General features: G+C 73.5%; 12 protein-coding genes. 6 read left to right on the top strand and 6 right to left on the bottom strand.

The window, feature by feature from the left end; genetic code table 11:
• Positions 1-29 precede the first annotated feature (29 nt).
• The 3 genes from ACGFQ9_RS21680 to ACGFQ9_RS21670 all read right to left on the bottom strand — a co-directional run bounded on the left by ACGFQ9_RS21680 (position 30) and on the right by ACGFQ9_RS21670 (position 5,581).
• Positions 30-2,765, bottom strand: coding sequence for a DNRLRE domain-containing protein (locus ACGFQ9_RS21680; RefSeq protein WP_393575729.1), 2,736 nt, complete (start codon positions 2,763-2,765; stop codon positions 30-32).
• A gap of 111 nt (positions 2,766-2,876) precedes the next feature.
• Positions 2,877-4,139, bottom strand: coding sequence for an amidohydrolase (locus tag ACGFQ9_RS21675; protein WP_393575728.1), 1,263 nt, complete (start codon positions 4,137-4,139; stop codon positions 2,877-2,879).
• Positions 4,136-5,581: an MFS transporter gene (locus tag ACGFQ9_RS21670; protein ID WP_393575727.1), complete on the bottom strand. Its 1,446-nt coding sequence runs from the start codon at positions 5,579-5,581 to the stop codon at positions 4,136-4,138. Before ACGFQ9_RS21670 ends, ACGFQ9_RS21675 begins: the two co-directional genes overlap by 4 nt.
• A 255-nt stretch (positions 5,582-5,836) precedes the next feature.
• Here ACGFQ9_RS21670 and ACGFQ9_RS21665 point away from each other — a divergent pair, with 255 nt between their 5' ends.
• The 4 genes from ACGFQ9_RS21665 (at position 5,837) to ACGFQ9_RS21650 (ending at position 8,732) form a co-directional block, all read left to right on the top strand.
• A complete protein-coding gene (locus ACGFQ9_RS21665; RefSeq protein ID WP_393575726.1) occupies positions 5,837-6,823 on the top strand; it encodes an Lrp/AsnC family transcriptional regulator in 987 nt (328 codons plus the stop codon).
• 171 nt (positions 6,824-6,994) lie between these two features.
• The gene (locus ACGFQ9_RS21660; RefSeq protein WP_393575725.1) at positions 6,995-7,330 is read left to right on the top strand and encodes a hypothetical protein; all 336 of its coding nucleotides are present in this window, start codon (positions 6,995-6,997) and stop codon (positions 7,328-7,330) included.
• 194 nt (positions 7,331-7,524) lie between these two features.
• A complete protein-coding gene (locus tag ACGFQ9_RS21655; RefSeq protein ID WP_393575723.1) occupies positions 7,525-7,986 on the top strand; it encodes a Crp/Fnr family transcriptional regulator in 462 nt (153 codons plus the stop codon).
• A 302-nt stretch (positions 7,987-8,288) separates the two neighbouring features.
• Positions 8,289-8,732, top strand: coding sequence for an SSI family serine proteinase inhibitor (locus ACGFQ9_RS21650; RefSeq protein WP_393575722.1), 444 nt, complete (start codon positions 8,289-8,291; stop codon positions 8,730-8,732).
• A 62-nt stretch (positions 8,733-8,794) separates the two neighbouring features.
• On the opposite strand, the gene ACGFQ9_RS21645 is transcribed toward ACGFQ9_RS21650, so the two are convergent.
• Together ACGFQ9_RS21645 and ACGFQ9_RS21640 are read right to left on the bottom strand one after the other, a co-directional pair.
• A complete protein-coding gene (locus tag ACGFQ9_RS21645) occupies positions 8,795-9,649 on the bottom strand; it encodes a GNAT family N-acetyltransferase (protein WP_393575721.1) in 855 nt (284 codons plus the stop codon).
• A gap of 86 nt (positions 9,650-9,735) precedes the next feature.
• Positions 9,736-10,359, bottom strand: coding sequence for a hypothetical protein (locus ACGFQ9_RS21640; RefSeq protein ID WP_393575720.1), 624 nt, complete (start codon positions 10,357-10,359; stop codon positions 9,736-9,738).
• A 247-nt stretch (positions 10,360-10,606) separates the two neighbouring features.
• Between ACGFQ9_RS21640 and ACGFQ9_RS21635 the strand changes: the two genes are divergently transcribed.
• Together ACGFQ9_RS21635 and ACGFQ9_RS21630 are read left to right on the top strand one after the other, a co-directional pair.
• Positions 10,607-10,906, top strand: a complete 300-nt coding sequence (locus ACGFQ9_RS21635) for a hypothetical protein (RefSeq protein ID WP_393575718.1) — start codon at positions 10,607-10,609, stop codon at positions 10,904-10,906.
• A 41-nt stretch (positions 10,907-10,947) separates the two neighbouring features.
• The gene (locus tag ACGFQ9_RS21630; RefSeq protein WP_393575717.1) at positions 10,948-11,685 is read left to right on the top strand and encodes an NAD-dependent deacetylase; all 738 of its coding nucleotides are present in this window, start codon (positions 10,948-10,950) and stop codon (positions 11,683-11,685) included.
• Positions 11,686-11,722: 37 nt separating this feature from the next.
• On the opposite strand, the gene ACGFQ9_RS21625 is transcribed toward ACGFQ9_RS21630, so the two are convergent.
• Entirely contained in the window at positions 11,723-12,208 is a 486-nt protein-coding gene (locus ACGFQ9_RS21625) for a VOC family protein (protein WP_393575716.1), read from the bottom strand.
• Positions 12,209-12,283: the final 75 nt, after the last annotated feature.

The raw sequence follows: 12,283 nt of genomic DNA, 5'->3' as shown, positions 1-12,283 counted from the left end.
CGTTCGGCCCGGAACCGGGCAACCCGCCCCTAAGGTCCGAACGTGAGCGTCAGCTGCGGGGTGCCCTCGCCCGCCGCGGCCTCCGAGGACCACAGCCAGAGCGCGTCGGTGCCGCTGCCGGTCAGCGCCACGCCGTAACTGCCGCCGAGCGCCGCCGCCACCGCCGCCGTGTCCAGGCCGGTGGTGTGCACGGCCGAGCCGTCCGGGATGCCGGCGAAGGTGCCCAGCGCCGGGGCTCCGAGCGCCGGGCGGTTGTCGTACGTGGTGCCCGCCTCCGTCCACGCCCCGGTGACCGGGACCACGGACACCGTGTCGGCGGTCCCGGCCCCCGCCTGCGTGCTGGTCTTCACGCTCAGCGTGGCCGACTTGAGCACCGTTCCGGCCGGCGCGGCCGGCAGGCCGAACCGGAGGTAGGAGGCGTAGAGGGCGCTGCCGCGCACGGCCAGCGAGCCGGAGGTGCCGTAGTTGGTGCCCGGGGCGCCCGCGTTGGCGTAGGTGTCCTCGGCCGCGGTGACCCGGGTGACGGTGCTCGCCGGCGCGCTCGCCAGGGCATGGTGGTTCTGTACCTGGGCTGCCGTCAGCACCGTCGGGTACACGGCCGTCTCGTCCAGCTGTCCGGCGAAGAACTCGCTGGTGGGGCGGTCCGGCCAGCCGCCGAGGCTGTCGCCTCCGGCCCGCCAGTACCCGGCGAAGTTCTCGTGGGTGGTGACGTTCAGGGTGCCCTTCTGGACCCCGTCCACGTACAGGACCATGCCGGACGGGCCCTGGGTCGCGACCACGTGGTGCCACTTGTTGTCGTTGTAGCGGTCGGTGCCGCCCGTGGTGATGGTGCGGGTGGCTCCCGTGTACACGCCGAAGACCAGCCGGCCGTCGTTGGTCATGTACAGGTGCTTGTCGTACTGGCTGCTGCCGCGCTCGGTGTTGTTGCCGAAGCCGAGCAGCTTGCCGCCGCGGGTGGTGTTCGTCTTCACCCAGGTCTCCAGGGTGTAGGTGCTGCCGACGGTGGTCCGCCGGTCGCCGTACACCTTGTTGTCGGACCCGTTGAAGCCGATGGCGGTGCTCGGTCCGGTGACGGCCGCCGGGGTCTGCCGCAGGGCGGGCGCGTTGTGGTGCACGCCGCTGGTGTCGCCGCCGTCCGAGGAGTCGGCGACGTACGGCAGGACGGATTCGTCCCAGCGCCAGTACAGCCGGGCGCCGTCCGAGCGGACCCGGTCGGGGTACGCCTCCGGGGCGGTGGGGACGGTCACCGAGGCGGTGGCCGACAGGGCGCTGGTGTTGCCGGCCGCGTCGGTGGCGGTGACCCGGTAGGTGTACGTCTGGCCGGCGGTGACCGCGGTGTCGGTCCAGGACGCCTGCGGGCGGCGGAAGAACAGCGAGTCGGCCTCCACCGTGGCGATCGGGGCGGCAGCGCCGTTCCGGTAGATCCGGTAGGTCAGCCTGCTGTCGTCGAGGTCGAGGCTGGTGCGCCAGCGGACCTGGACCTGGCCGGGCCGGAAGCTCGCCGCGCTCGCGGCGGGCGTGGTGGGTGCGCCGGTGTCTCCGGTGGAGGAGAAGCGGGTGAGGCTCTGCTGGGCGGCGCCGTTGACGGTGGTGAACTCGCCGCCCACCCACAGGTACGGAACGCCGCCCTTGGAGCCGACGGTCATCACCCGCGGGCCGATGCCCTCGCCGATGCCGTCGTTGGTGTCCGGGGCCCAGCCGAGCTTGCCCGTGCTCGTGGTGGGCTGGGCCAGCAGGTGGTAGCGGCGGCCGTCGGGGAACTCGCCGACGCTGGAGCAGTCGTGCGCGTGCGAGGCACTGTAGAGCACGGCCTTGTACGGCAGGACCGCCTGGGTGGCGCCCAGGCAGGTGTCCCGCCAGCGCTGGCCGAAGCCGCCGAGGTCCAGGGCGATCCGGCCGTCGAAGACGCCGCCGCCGGTGCCCTCGTTGGCTGTGTAGAAGCCGGTGGCGTCGGTGGCGATGTCCTTGACGACCGAGTTGGTCTCGATGAAGCCGGGGTACGCCTTGGTGACGGCCCCGCTGCCGGCGTCGACCACGGCCAGCGCGTGCGAGGCGGTGCCGTTGACGGTGAAGAAGTCCCCGCCGAGGAGGACCTTGCTTCCGTCGGGGGTGACCTCGACGGCCCGGCCGGGCTCGTCGGCGTCGGCGGTGAACGGGCGCAGGGCGCCGTCGGACGCGGCGACGGCGGCGAACCGCTGCCGGGGCTGCCCGGCGACGGTCAGGAAGTCGCCGCCGGCGTAGACGGTGTCGGCGGTGACGGCCAGGGCCCGGACGGTGGCGGCGAAGGCCGGCCGGAAGGCGGCCTTCGGGGTGCAGGTGGCCGTGTCGATGGCGGCGAGGCTGCTGACCGGGGTCCCGTTGACGGCGCCGAAGTAGCCTCCGGCGTACAGGGTCTTCTTGTCGGGCGAGAGCGCCAGGGCGCGGACCGTGGCGGTGCCGCTCGCGACGGTGAAGGAGAGCTTGCAGGAGGTGGGGGCGCCGGTGGCGGCGTCCAGGGCGGTGAAGTTGACGGCGGACTGCTCGGCTCCGCCGGATCCGGCGGGCGGCCGTACGGTGGAGAAGGTGCCGCCCGCGTAGACGGTGCCGTTCGCCTCGGCGAGGGCCCAGACGACGCCGTTGGGCTGCCAGGTGGGCAGCGGGTCGGCGGTGAAGGCCACCGGCGGTGTGATCGCCGCGGCCTCGGGTGCGGTGCCGGGCCCGAGGCCCGCCCCGGCACCGGCCACGGACAGGACGACGGCGGCTGTCAGCCACCTGGTTCTGCGCATGTACCCCCCTGTTGCAATGCGATGGGCCGTACACATGACTGTGCGCCCGTACGACATCCGTACGGGCGCACAATAGGGCTACCGGCCGTCCCCGGCACCCGTCTTGGCCGATTACCTGCCCATTGCGGCGGTGATCGGGGGCCGCGCCGCGAGGCGGGCCAGCAGACCCGCGCGGTGGTGCGGGTCGGTGGCGAGGCCGATGACGGTCCAGGCCATGGCCAGGCCGCCGTCCAGGACCGCCCGGTCGGCCGCGTCGGTGACCCCGTAGCGGGTGAACTCCGGGTTGTGCATGATCGCGTCGCCGCAGTCGTAGCCGATCATCGGGTGGATCGTCGGCACGAGGTGGGAGACGTTGCCCATGTCGGTGGAGCCGCCGCGCAGGGTCGGGTCGGCGTCCAGCACCCGGCGGCCGAGGTCGCGGGCCGCGGTCAGGTAGCGGCGGCCGATGTCGAAGTCCTGGCGGAGATCGGCGTAGTCGTTGCCGACGGTCTCCAGGACGAGTTCGGCTCCGGTGGCCAGTGCCCCGGCCTCGAAGCAGGCCCGGACCCGGGCCTGGAGTTCGGCCAGCTCCTCGCTGGTGACGGCGCGGCAGTCGTAGTCGGCGGCGGTACGGGCGGGGATGACGTTGGCGGCCTCGCCGCCGGAGGTCACCACGCCGGACACCACGGTGCCGGGCCGCATCTGCTGCCGGTAGGCGGCGATGGCCACCTGGGCGATCATCATGGCGTCGGCGGCGTTGATCCCCCGCTCGGGCATCGCGGCGGCGTGCGCGGCACGGCCGGTGTAGCCGACCTTCCAGCTGCTGATGGCCAGGGAGCTCATGCCGACCGAGTCGGAGGGAGCGGCGTGCACCATCATCGCGGCGGCCACGTCGTCGAAGGCGCCCTCGCGCATCATGTCGATCTTGCCGCCGCCGAACTCCTCGGCGGGGGTGCCGAGCAGCTTGACGGTGATGCCGAGTTCGTCGGCGAGCGGGGCGAGGGCCAGGGCGGCGGCCACCGAGGCGGCGCCGTTGACGTTGTGGCCGCAGGCGTGGCCGATGCCCGGCAGGGCGTCGTACTCGGCGCAGATGCCGATGACCAGGTCGCCGGTGCCGGCGGTGGCGCCGAGGGCGGTCGGCAGCCCGTACGCGCCACGGGTCACCTCGAAGCCCGCGTGCTCGGCGAGGTCGGCGATCCGGCGGGCCGCGCGGTGCTCCTCGTAGGCGAGTTCGGGGTCGGCGTGCAGGGCGTGGCTCAGGCCGAGCACGGTGTCCTGCAGGCCGGTGAGGGTCTTCCGGCTTCGCTCGCGCAGCGCGGCGACCGCGTCGGTGACGGCCTCGGTGCCGTCGCCGCGGGTGCCGTCGGCCGTGGCGGTTCCGGTCATGCCTGTCATGCGCGGTCCTTCCGGGCGGGGTCGCGGTACAGCAGGGCGATGCCGGCGCCGGCCACGGACACCAGGGCGCACACGGTCCAGGAGGTGGTGTACGCGCCGAGCTCGGGCAGGACCTGGCCGGCCGGGGTGCGGGCGGCGAAGACGGTCAGCACGGCCGCCGCGCCCACCGAGCCGCCGACGTTGATCAGCAGTTCGTTGATGCCGGAGCCCACGGAGGTCTGGTCGTGCGGCACGGCCTCGACCGCGAGGGTGCGGGTGGAATGCTGCAGGAAGCCGGTGCCGAGGCCGGCGACGGCGGTGCCGGCCAGGAAGAGCAGCCGGTCGGAGTGGCAGGTGAAGGAGAGCAGGTAGCCGGAGGCCATGAGCAGCGAACCGACGACCAGGGTGAGCCGGTCGGAGACCCGGGCGGCGACCGCCGGGGCGATCAGCGCGCCGAGGGCGAGGGCCAGCAGGTTGGGCAGCATGGCCAGGGCGATGGCGAAGGGGTCCAGGCCGAGCCCGTAGCCGGTCTCGGCGGGGCTGGTGCCCAGGAACACCGGGTTGGCGATCTGCAGGCCGAGCATGCAGAAGGTGAAGGTCAGGGTGACCAGGGAGACGACGACCACGTTGCGGTGCCGGAACATCCGTACGTCGATCATCGGCTCGGCGGTGCGGAGTTCCACCGTCACCCAGAGGGCGGTGACCAGCACGCCACCGATCAGGGAGCCCAGCGTCCGGGCGGAGGTCCACTCCCAGCCGGGCGTGCCGCCGAGGCCGAGGCCGAGCATGACGGCCACCAGGCCGAGGCAGAGCAGGACACCTCCGGCCCAGTCGATGCGGCCGCCGGGGCGGTGGCCGGACTCGGGGAGCAGCGGCCAGGTGACCGCGAGGGCGAGGCCGGTGGCCACGGCGGGCACCCACAGGGCGGCGGTGGGGCTGTCCACCGAGCGGGCCACGAAACCGCTGGCGACCAGGCCGAGGGAGAGTCCGCCGACGAGCGCGGCCACCATGATGGCGATGCCCCGGCGGCTTTCGGCGCCGTCCCGGTCCCGGTTGCGGAGGATGCCGACCAGCAGCGGGAAGAAGCCGGCGAAGGCTCCCTGGAGGATCTGGCCGACGAGCAGCATGCCGAAGGAGCGGCTGAGGCCGACCAGTACCGCGCCGAGCAGCACGATGAGCAGGTTCCAGCGGAGGATCCGGCGGTGGCCGTAGAGGTCGCCCATCCTGGAGAGCACGGGCGTGAACGCCACGCTGGACAGCAGGTTCGCGATGCTGATCCAGTTGAGGTCGGCGGCGGTGACGCCGAGGGTGTCGGTCAGGCCGCGCAGCAGCGGCGAGAGGAAGCCCTGGTTGATGCCGGAGACGAGCTCGACGAGCGCGACGGAGGCGATCACGGCCGCGGCCGGGGTCGCCCGTACGCCGCGCCGTCTGACGGTGTCCGTGGGAGCAGCGGTGTCCGTCATACGTACCACCTCGTTCGGGGAATGGCCTCGCGGGCCGGGCAGGAAGGGGCGGACCGCGCCGGCCCCGTCGCCATCAGGGCGGAGGTGCGGATTCCGCATGACAATGTCGCCAGAGGGAGCACCGGCGGGCAAGAGCGGCCGCCAGAGTCGGGCGAACGCGTCACTCCGGGTGGCACCTGCGGCGGATTCCGGCACGGAGGTCTTCCGTTGTGCCCGGTGCGGACACCGCCTCCGGATGCGAGAGGATGACGCGGCATGACCAACGGACAGCGCGGCGAACCGCCACCCCTGCTCGACGCCGTCGACCACGCGGTGCTGCGCGCCCTGCACCGGGATCCGCGGGCGGCGTTCGCCGAGGTGGCCGAGACCGCCGGGGTGCACGAGCGGACCGTGGCGCGCCGTCTCGACCGGATGACCGCCACCGGCCAGGTGAGGTTCACGGCCGCGCTGATCCCCGAGCACCTCGGTGAGGGCATCACCGCGGAGCTGGCCGTGCGCTGCACACCCGGACGGGTCCACGAGACGGCGCTGGCCCTGGCCCGGCGGCCGGAGACGCGCTCGGTGGAGGTGGCCACCGGCCCCCTCGACGTCTTCGCCGAGCTGACCGCGCCCGATCACGACGCGCTGCTCACCCTCATCGACTCGGCCGTCGGCCGGCTGGAAGGGGTCGTCGACATCCACTCCTCGGTGGTGCTGCGGCTGCTGCTGACGGCCAGCGACTGGGCCCCCTACGACGACGAGCCGACCGGCGTCCGCCGTCACGCGATGGAGGGACGGCCGCTGCCCGAGCCGCCCGCCGTGGACGAGCTGGACCGGACCCTGGTCGCCCTGCTGCGCCGGGACGCCCGTATGTCCACCACCCGGCTGGCGCGTGAGCTGCGGGTCGGGGAGACCACGGCCCGGCGGCGGCTGGCCCGGCTGATGGGCTCGCACATCCTGCACCTGCGGCTGCACGCGGACCCGGCGGTGCTGGGGTACCCGGTGGAGGCGCGGTTCCGCATCGGCGTGGACCACCGACGGCTGGGCGCGGCGATCCAGCTGCTGGCCCGGGAGCCGGCGATCCGGCACCTGGTGGTGACCACGGGCAGCACCAATCTGCTCGGCTATTCGAGCCACCGCGACACCCGCGCCCTGCACACCTTCGCGACCAGCGTGTTCGCCCAGCTGGACGGGGTCACGCAGGCCGAGACGGCCCTGCTGATGCGGACGTACAAACGGGCGGGCGTCGCCGAGCAGGGCTGACCTCCTCCGGCCACCACCGTCGGCAGCCGCGGCGTACGGCGGGCAGCGCGCGGCGGGCTGCGGGCTGTGGGCTGCGGGCTGCGGGCTGCGGGCCCCATTGGTCCGGACCCGATCCGGCGAAAGCCGCCCGGGGCGGCCGCCGCGCGCTCTACCGTGCGGGGAGGGGCACGTGTGGCACGGAGGGCGGGGCGGCGGATGGACGGGACGGACGGGGACGAGGACCGGCGGCTGGCGATGATCACCCCGGAGATCTCCAGGCGGACCATCGGGCTGCTGCGCGAGCTGGTCGGGCTCGAACCCCCCGAGCGGGTCCCCGAGGGGGCCATGGCACTGGCCGACGCCGTCCTGGCCGAGCACGGTCCGGACGGCCTCCGGGTGCTGGTCATGACCCTGTCCTCGTGGGCCACCGCGCAGATCGAGAACGTCGCCGAGCTGAGCCGGCGCAGCCACGAGGCCGTGCTCGACTCCATGGAGCTCGCCTGCCTGGAGGCACAGGCCGAGGACTGACCGGGACGGGATGACCGGGACGGGATGACCAGGACGGGTGACCGGGGTTCCGGACCGGGGATGCCGGCCGGGGATCCGGGCCGGGGCCCGAAACCAAATGGCTGAGGACCGACCGGAACGCGACGCTCGCGGAGGGGTTTCTTCCGTCCGACAGCGGACACTGGAGGGACGGGGGGCCCTGATCGGAGGCCGTCGTGAGCACACCTTCCCCCACGCGCATCGCCGCCGTCCTGTCGACCGAGCACCGCGGACGGCTGATGTCCTTCGCCCGTGAGATCAATTTCCCCGAAGGCGCCCGGCTCTTCGAGGAGGGCCAGCGGGCGGACTCGTTCTGGATCGTCCGGTCCGGCACGGTCACGCTGGAACTGCCGGTGCCCGAACGCCGGCCGGCCGTCATCGAGAGCCTCGGCCCCGGTGAGCTGGTCGGCTGGTCCTGGCTGTTCCCGCCCTACGTGTGGCAGCTGAGCGCCGAAGCGATGACACCGGTCCGGGCGTACGAGTTCGACGGGGAGACCGTGCGGATGCACATGGACGCCGATCCGGCGTTCGGTTCCGCGATCGGCCACTGGGTCGCGCGGGTCCTCGCGCACCGGCTGCAGCAGACCCGGACCCGGCTGCTGGACCTCTACCTGCCACGGACCGGCAGCTTCGGCTGACCCACGCTCCGGATCGCGTCAATTTCCACGGGCTCCGCCCGACCGGCGCGGCGGCCCCGGGGCGCCGGCCCCGGGCCGGCTCCTCAGGGTGGGGCCGGCCCTGCCTCCGCTGGTGGGGCCCGGTGCGGACCGGACGATTCCGAGCTCGGCTCCGCCGCAGGTCGAGGCCGCGGCATGGCCACGGGCTGCACACATGCGGTCACCGGACGTGACGCGATTTCGTACGGGTGAGCGGCGCCCGCGGCCAAGGTGAGCAAGACTCCTGTCCGTTATCCGGAACCAAGATCCGAGGAGTGTTCGCAATGCGATCCATCATGCGCAGTCTGGGGCTCGCGGCCACCGCCACGGCGATGACGGTGCTCGCCACACTGGCCTGGTCCGGGCCCGCGGGCGCCGCGCCGTCCGGAGCCGAGCGCCTGTACGCGCCGTCCGCGCTGGTCCTGGACATCACCGCCGGGGAGGATGCCTACGAGGGGACGATCCTTCGGGCGGTCACCCTGTCCTGTTCGCTGTCGCCGGCCGGCACGCACCCGGACCCGTCGGCCGCCTGTGCCGAATTACGCTCCGCCGGGGCCGAGTTCGACGCGATCACGGACGCCGGCCGGGAGCTGGCCTGCACCCGGGAGTGGGACCCGGTGACGGTGACCGCGTCGGGTGTCTGGGAGGGCCGCCGGGTCAGCTACGAGCACACGTTCGCCAACCGCTGCGCCCTGCGCAACGGCAGCGGGGCCGTGTTCTCGTTCTGAGCGCGCGGGGACGGGCGGCCCGCCGTACGCCTCCGGCGGGCCGCCGTCATGTCCTGCTCCCGTCAGCCCAGTTCGAGGCTGGTCACCCCGTAGATCCCCGCCAGATCCACCTCGGGCGCCGGCCCGGTGTACATCCGGGCGGCCTCGAACGTGGGCGCCATGCCGAGCTGTTCCACCAGGGCGGTGGCGGCCGGGTTCGCATCCGGCACATCCACGGCCACGGGTCCGCCGGCGCGTTCCGCCAGGCCGTGGAGGAGAGCGGCGGCGATACCGGGCGTCGCCGCGTACAGCGGTCCGATCCGGGAGGCGCCGCTGCACGGCCGGATCACGCCGAGGCCCTCGATCCTCCCCTCCCGGACCGCCGCGAGAGCGGTACGGCCGGGCAGCCCGGTCCAGGCGGCCAGGAAGGCGTCGCGGGCCTCGGGGAAGAACCGCCGGTCGTAGGCGGCGAGCCGGGCGAACGGGAGCGTGGCCGCGTCGACGACCGAGACGCCCGGCCCGGCACCACCCGGGTCCGCGGAGCCCTGCGGCACGCCCTCGTACCGGACGTTGTTCCAGGCGTGGAGGAATCCGGACTTGCGGTAGTTGTCCTGCTGGTCCACCACCCCGTCGAGGCCGACCAGCCGCCCGTCGAGCCGGTCCATACCGGCCCGCCACAGCTGGATGCCGTAGCCCTGGCCGCGGAACTCGGGGCGGGCGATGTAGAACCCGATGAAACCGAAGCCGGGGCCGTAGCGGACCGCGGAGATGCAGGCGGCCGGTTTCCCGTCGACCCGGCCGAGCAGGAAGCCCTCCGGATCGGCCACGGCGAACGCGAACCGGTCCGTGTCGCCGGGGTTCCAGCCCTCCTCGTCGGCCCACGCGGTGAACAGTGCCATGTCTGCGGCGCTCGCGCCGGAGATCTCGAGTCCCGTCATGCGGGGTGTTGTACCAGATCGTGCCCGGTGCCCCGGTGGGTTCCGGCCTGCCGGGCGGCGGGGCGGTCAGTGCCCACCGCGGGGGGTCAGTGTCCGCCGCGGGGCTCCATGCAGCCGCCCTCCATGTACTGGCCGTGCGCCTCCACCTTCGGCGGGGTGCCGAGGTACCCGGTGACGCACGGGCCCGCGCCGGGCACGGAGAAGGCGAAGCCGAGGGCCCCGCCGGAGGTGAACACCTCGTCCTCGGTGGCCGGGTATCCGAGCGCCTCCAGGGCCTTTCGCAGGCCGTCCTCGGTCGTGGGGGCCGTCTTCCCGGTTCCGACCAGGCCTTTGGTGATCCGCGCCGCGTGCGCGCCGCCCCGGCACCCGGCCTCCGGCGACAGCCTCGCCTGCGTCTTGTAGGCGTGGTTCTCGGCGTACTTGGCGGCCTCGGGATCCAGGGGTTCCGCCGCACTGCTCGCACCGGGACTGCCGGACGCGCTCGGGGCGGCCGCCGCGTCCTTGCAGCGGGCGGCGATGTCCGGGAACTTCCGGTCGTGCGCCTGCTTTCCCGCCTCCGCGGAGGCCTGCGCCTGCCGTACGTAGTCGGGAGTGGCGGAGCCCGATGCGCCCGCACCGGCCCCGGCCTTGGTCGTACCGCAGGCGGCAAGGGCGAGCGAGCCCGCCAACAGGACTGCGATGGCGGGACCATGGGCAGGACGGCGGATCAACTCGGTTCTCCCGGTGCGGTGGAGGGCAACGACAGAACCGATTCTGCACGACGACCCCGACGGACCGGGCTGCTGATGCGCGTTGCCGAGAGCCCGTACGTGATCCGTGGCACGACTCTCGATCCCGCCGCCGCCGGCCGGGCCGTAGAACAAGTCCCCGTGCAGGTTCACCCGTCCGTGGTCGGCGGGTCGGTTAGGTGTCCGCCGTCCTGAGGCATGCTCCCAGCGGATGCGGTGCGGAGGCGGTGTGGAGCCAGGCAAGGGGGGCGCGGTGCTCGTCGAGACGCGTGCGGCGCGGCAGGTGGCGGTGGTGTTCTACGGGCTGGTCCTGGCGGGGGGCGCCGGGCCGGCGGCCGCTTCGGCACTCCTGGTTCCGCTGCCCGGAGCGCTCGCCGCCGCGCTCGGACTGCTGGCGGGCGCCGGCGGCACCCTGGGCCTGACGCAGCGGTTCGCCACGGTCGGCCGGGAACTGCGCGGGCTGCTCGGCTCGGTGGCGGCGGTCTGGACGGCGACGGCGGCGCTGCTGCTCGCTGCGCTGGCCCGGTAAAGCGGTGGCCGGAGGGGCACGGCGGTCCTTAGAGTCCACGCATGGGAAAGCCGCTCGTCGCCCTGCTCAGCGGGGCCGGAATGTCCACCGACTCAGGGATCCCCGACTACCGCGGGCCGAACGGACTGTGGCGGCGCGAGCCGGACGCCGAGAAGCTGGTCACGTACGAGTACTACATGGCCGATCCGGAGATCCGGCGGCGGTCCTGGCGGATGCGTGCGGAGGTCGGCGCGCTCGGCGCGAAGCCCAACGCCGCCCACTTCGCCGTGGCCGAACTGGAGCGCGGCGGCACCCCGGTCCGGGTGCTCACGCAGAACGTGGACGGCCTGCACCAGCTCGCCGGGCTGCCGGACCGGAAGGTGTTCGAGCTGCACGGCACGGCCCGGGCCGTGGTCTGCACCCGCTGTCACGTCCGGTCCGGCATGGACGAGGCACTGGCCCGGGTGGCCGCGGGCGACCCGGATCCCTCCTGCACGGCCTGCGGCGGCATCCTGAAGTCGGCCACCGTGATGTTCGGCGAGCGGCTCGACCCCGAGGTGCTCGCACAGGCCATGGCCGTGGCCAAGGGCTGTGAGATCTTCATCGCAGTGGGGACGACCCTGCAGGTGCAGCCGGCCGCCTCGCTCGCCGGGATCGCCGCGGAGCACGGCGCGCGGCTGATCATCGTGAACGACGAGGAGACCCCGTACGACCCCCTTGCCGAGGAGGTCGTACGGGAGCCGATCGGGAGCGCGCTGCCGGCCCTGCTGCGGCGGATCGCCGCAGAGGGCAGGCCGTAGCGCAGGGCAGGTCGGCGGAGGGCAGGCCGGCGGGAGGCTATTCCTCTCCGTCGGCGGCCCGGCGCATCGCCGCCACGTCGAGCTTCTTCATCTGCATCATCGCGCGGGTGGCCCGGCCCGCGCGCTCCGGGTCCGGGTCGCTGAGCAGCTCGATCGCCCCGGCCGGGATGACCTGCCAGGACACTCCGAAGCGGTCCTTCACCCAGCCGCAGGCCACCTCCTGGCCGCCGCCGGAGGTGAGGGCGTCCCAGTAGTAGTCGGCCTCCGCCTCGTCGGCGCAGTGGATCTGGAACGAGATCGCCTCGTTGAAGATGAACTCGGGGCCGCCGTTGAGGCCGACGAACTTCTGCCCGTTGATCTCGAACTCGACGACCATGACCGATCCGGGCTCGCCGGGGCCGGCGTCGGTGTAGCGGCCGACCCGGCCGCGCCTGCCGTCCTTGAACACCGACAGGTAGTAGTCGACGGCGGCCTCCGCCTGCCCGTCGAACCACAGGCACGTGGTGAAACCGGTGCTGCTCATTTCTGCCTCCAGGTACGGGGGGTCTCCCCCATACAGACCGGTCCCGGGCCCCGAACTCATCGGTGGGGCCCGGGA

This window comes from Streptomyces sp. NPDC048603 (assembly GCF_043199475.1).
GTDB lineage: Bacteria > Actinomycetota > Actinomycetes > Streptomycetales > Streptomycetaceae > Streptomyces.
The sequence above is the reverse complement of the archived record's forward strand: the minus strand, read 5'-3'. Positions and strand labels throughout refer to the sequence as shown.

Coding starts and splice junctions, on each gene's coding strand:
- ACGFQ9_RS21625 (WP_393575716.1), bottom strand. CDS start 12,208: ATGAGCAGCACCGGTTTCACCACGTGCCTGTGGTTCGACGGGCAGGCG.
- ACGFQ9_RS21670 (WP_393575727.1), bottom strand. CDS start 5,581: ATGACGGACACCGCTGCTCCCACGGACACCGTCAGACGGCGCGGCGTA.
- ACGFQ9_RS21630 (WP_393575717.1), top strand. CDS start 10,948: ATGGGAAAGCCGCTCGTCGCCCTGCTCAGCGGGGCCGGAATGTCCACC.
- ACGFQ9_RS21675 (WP_393575728.1), bottom strand. CDS start 4,139: ATGACAGGCATGACCGGAACCGCCACGGCCGACGGCACCCGCGGCGAC.
- ACGFQ9_RS21645 (WP_393575721.1), bottom strand. CDS start 9,649: ATGACGGGACTCGAGATCTCCGGCGCGAGCGCCGCAGACATGGCACTG.
- ACGFQ9_RS21680 (WP_393575729.1), bottom strand. CDS start 2,765: ATGCGCAGAACCAGGTGGCTGACAGCCGCCGTCGTCCTGTCCGTGGCC.
- ACGFQ9_RS21650 (WP_393575722.1), top strand. CDS start 8,289: ATGCGATCCATCATGCGCAGTCTGGGGCTCGCGGCCACCGCCACGGCG.
- ACGFQ9_RS21665 (WP_393575726.1), top strand. CDS start 5,837: ATGACCAACGGACAGCGCGGCGAACCGCCACCCCTGCTCGACGCCGTC.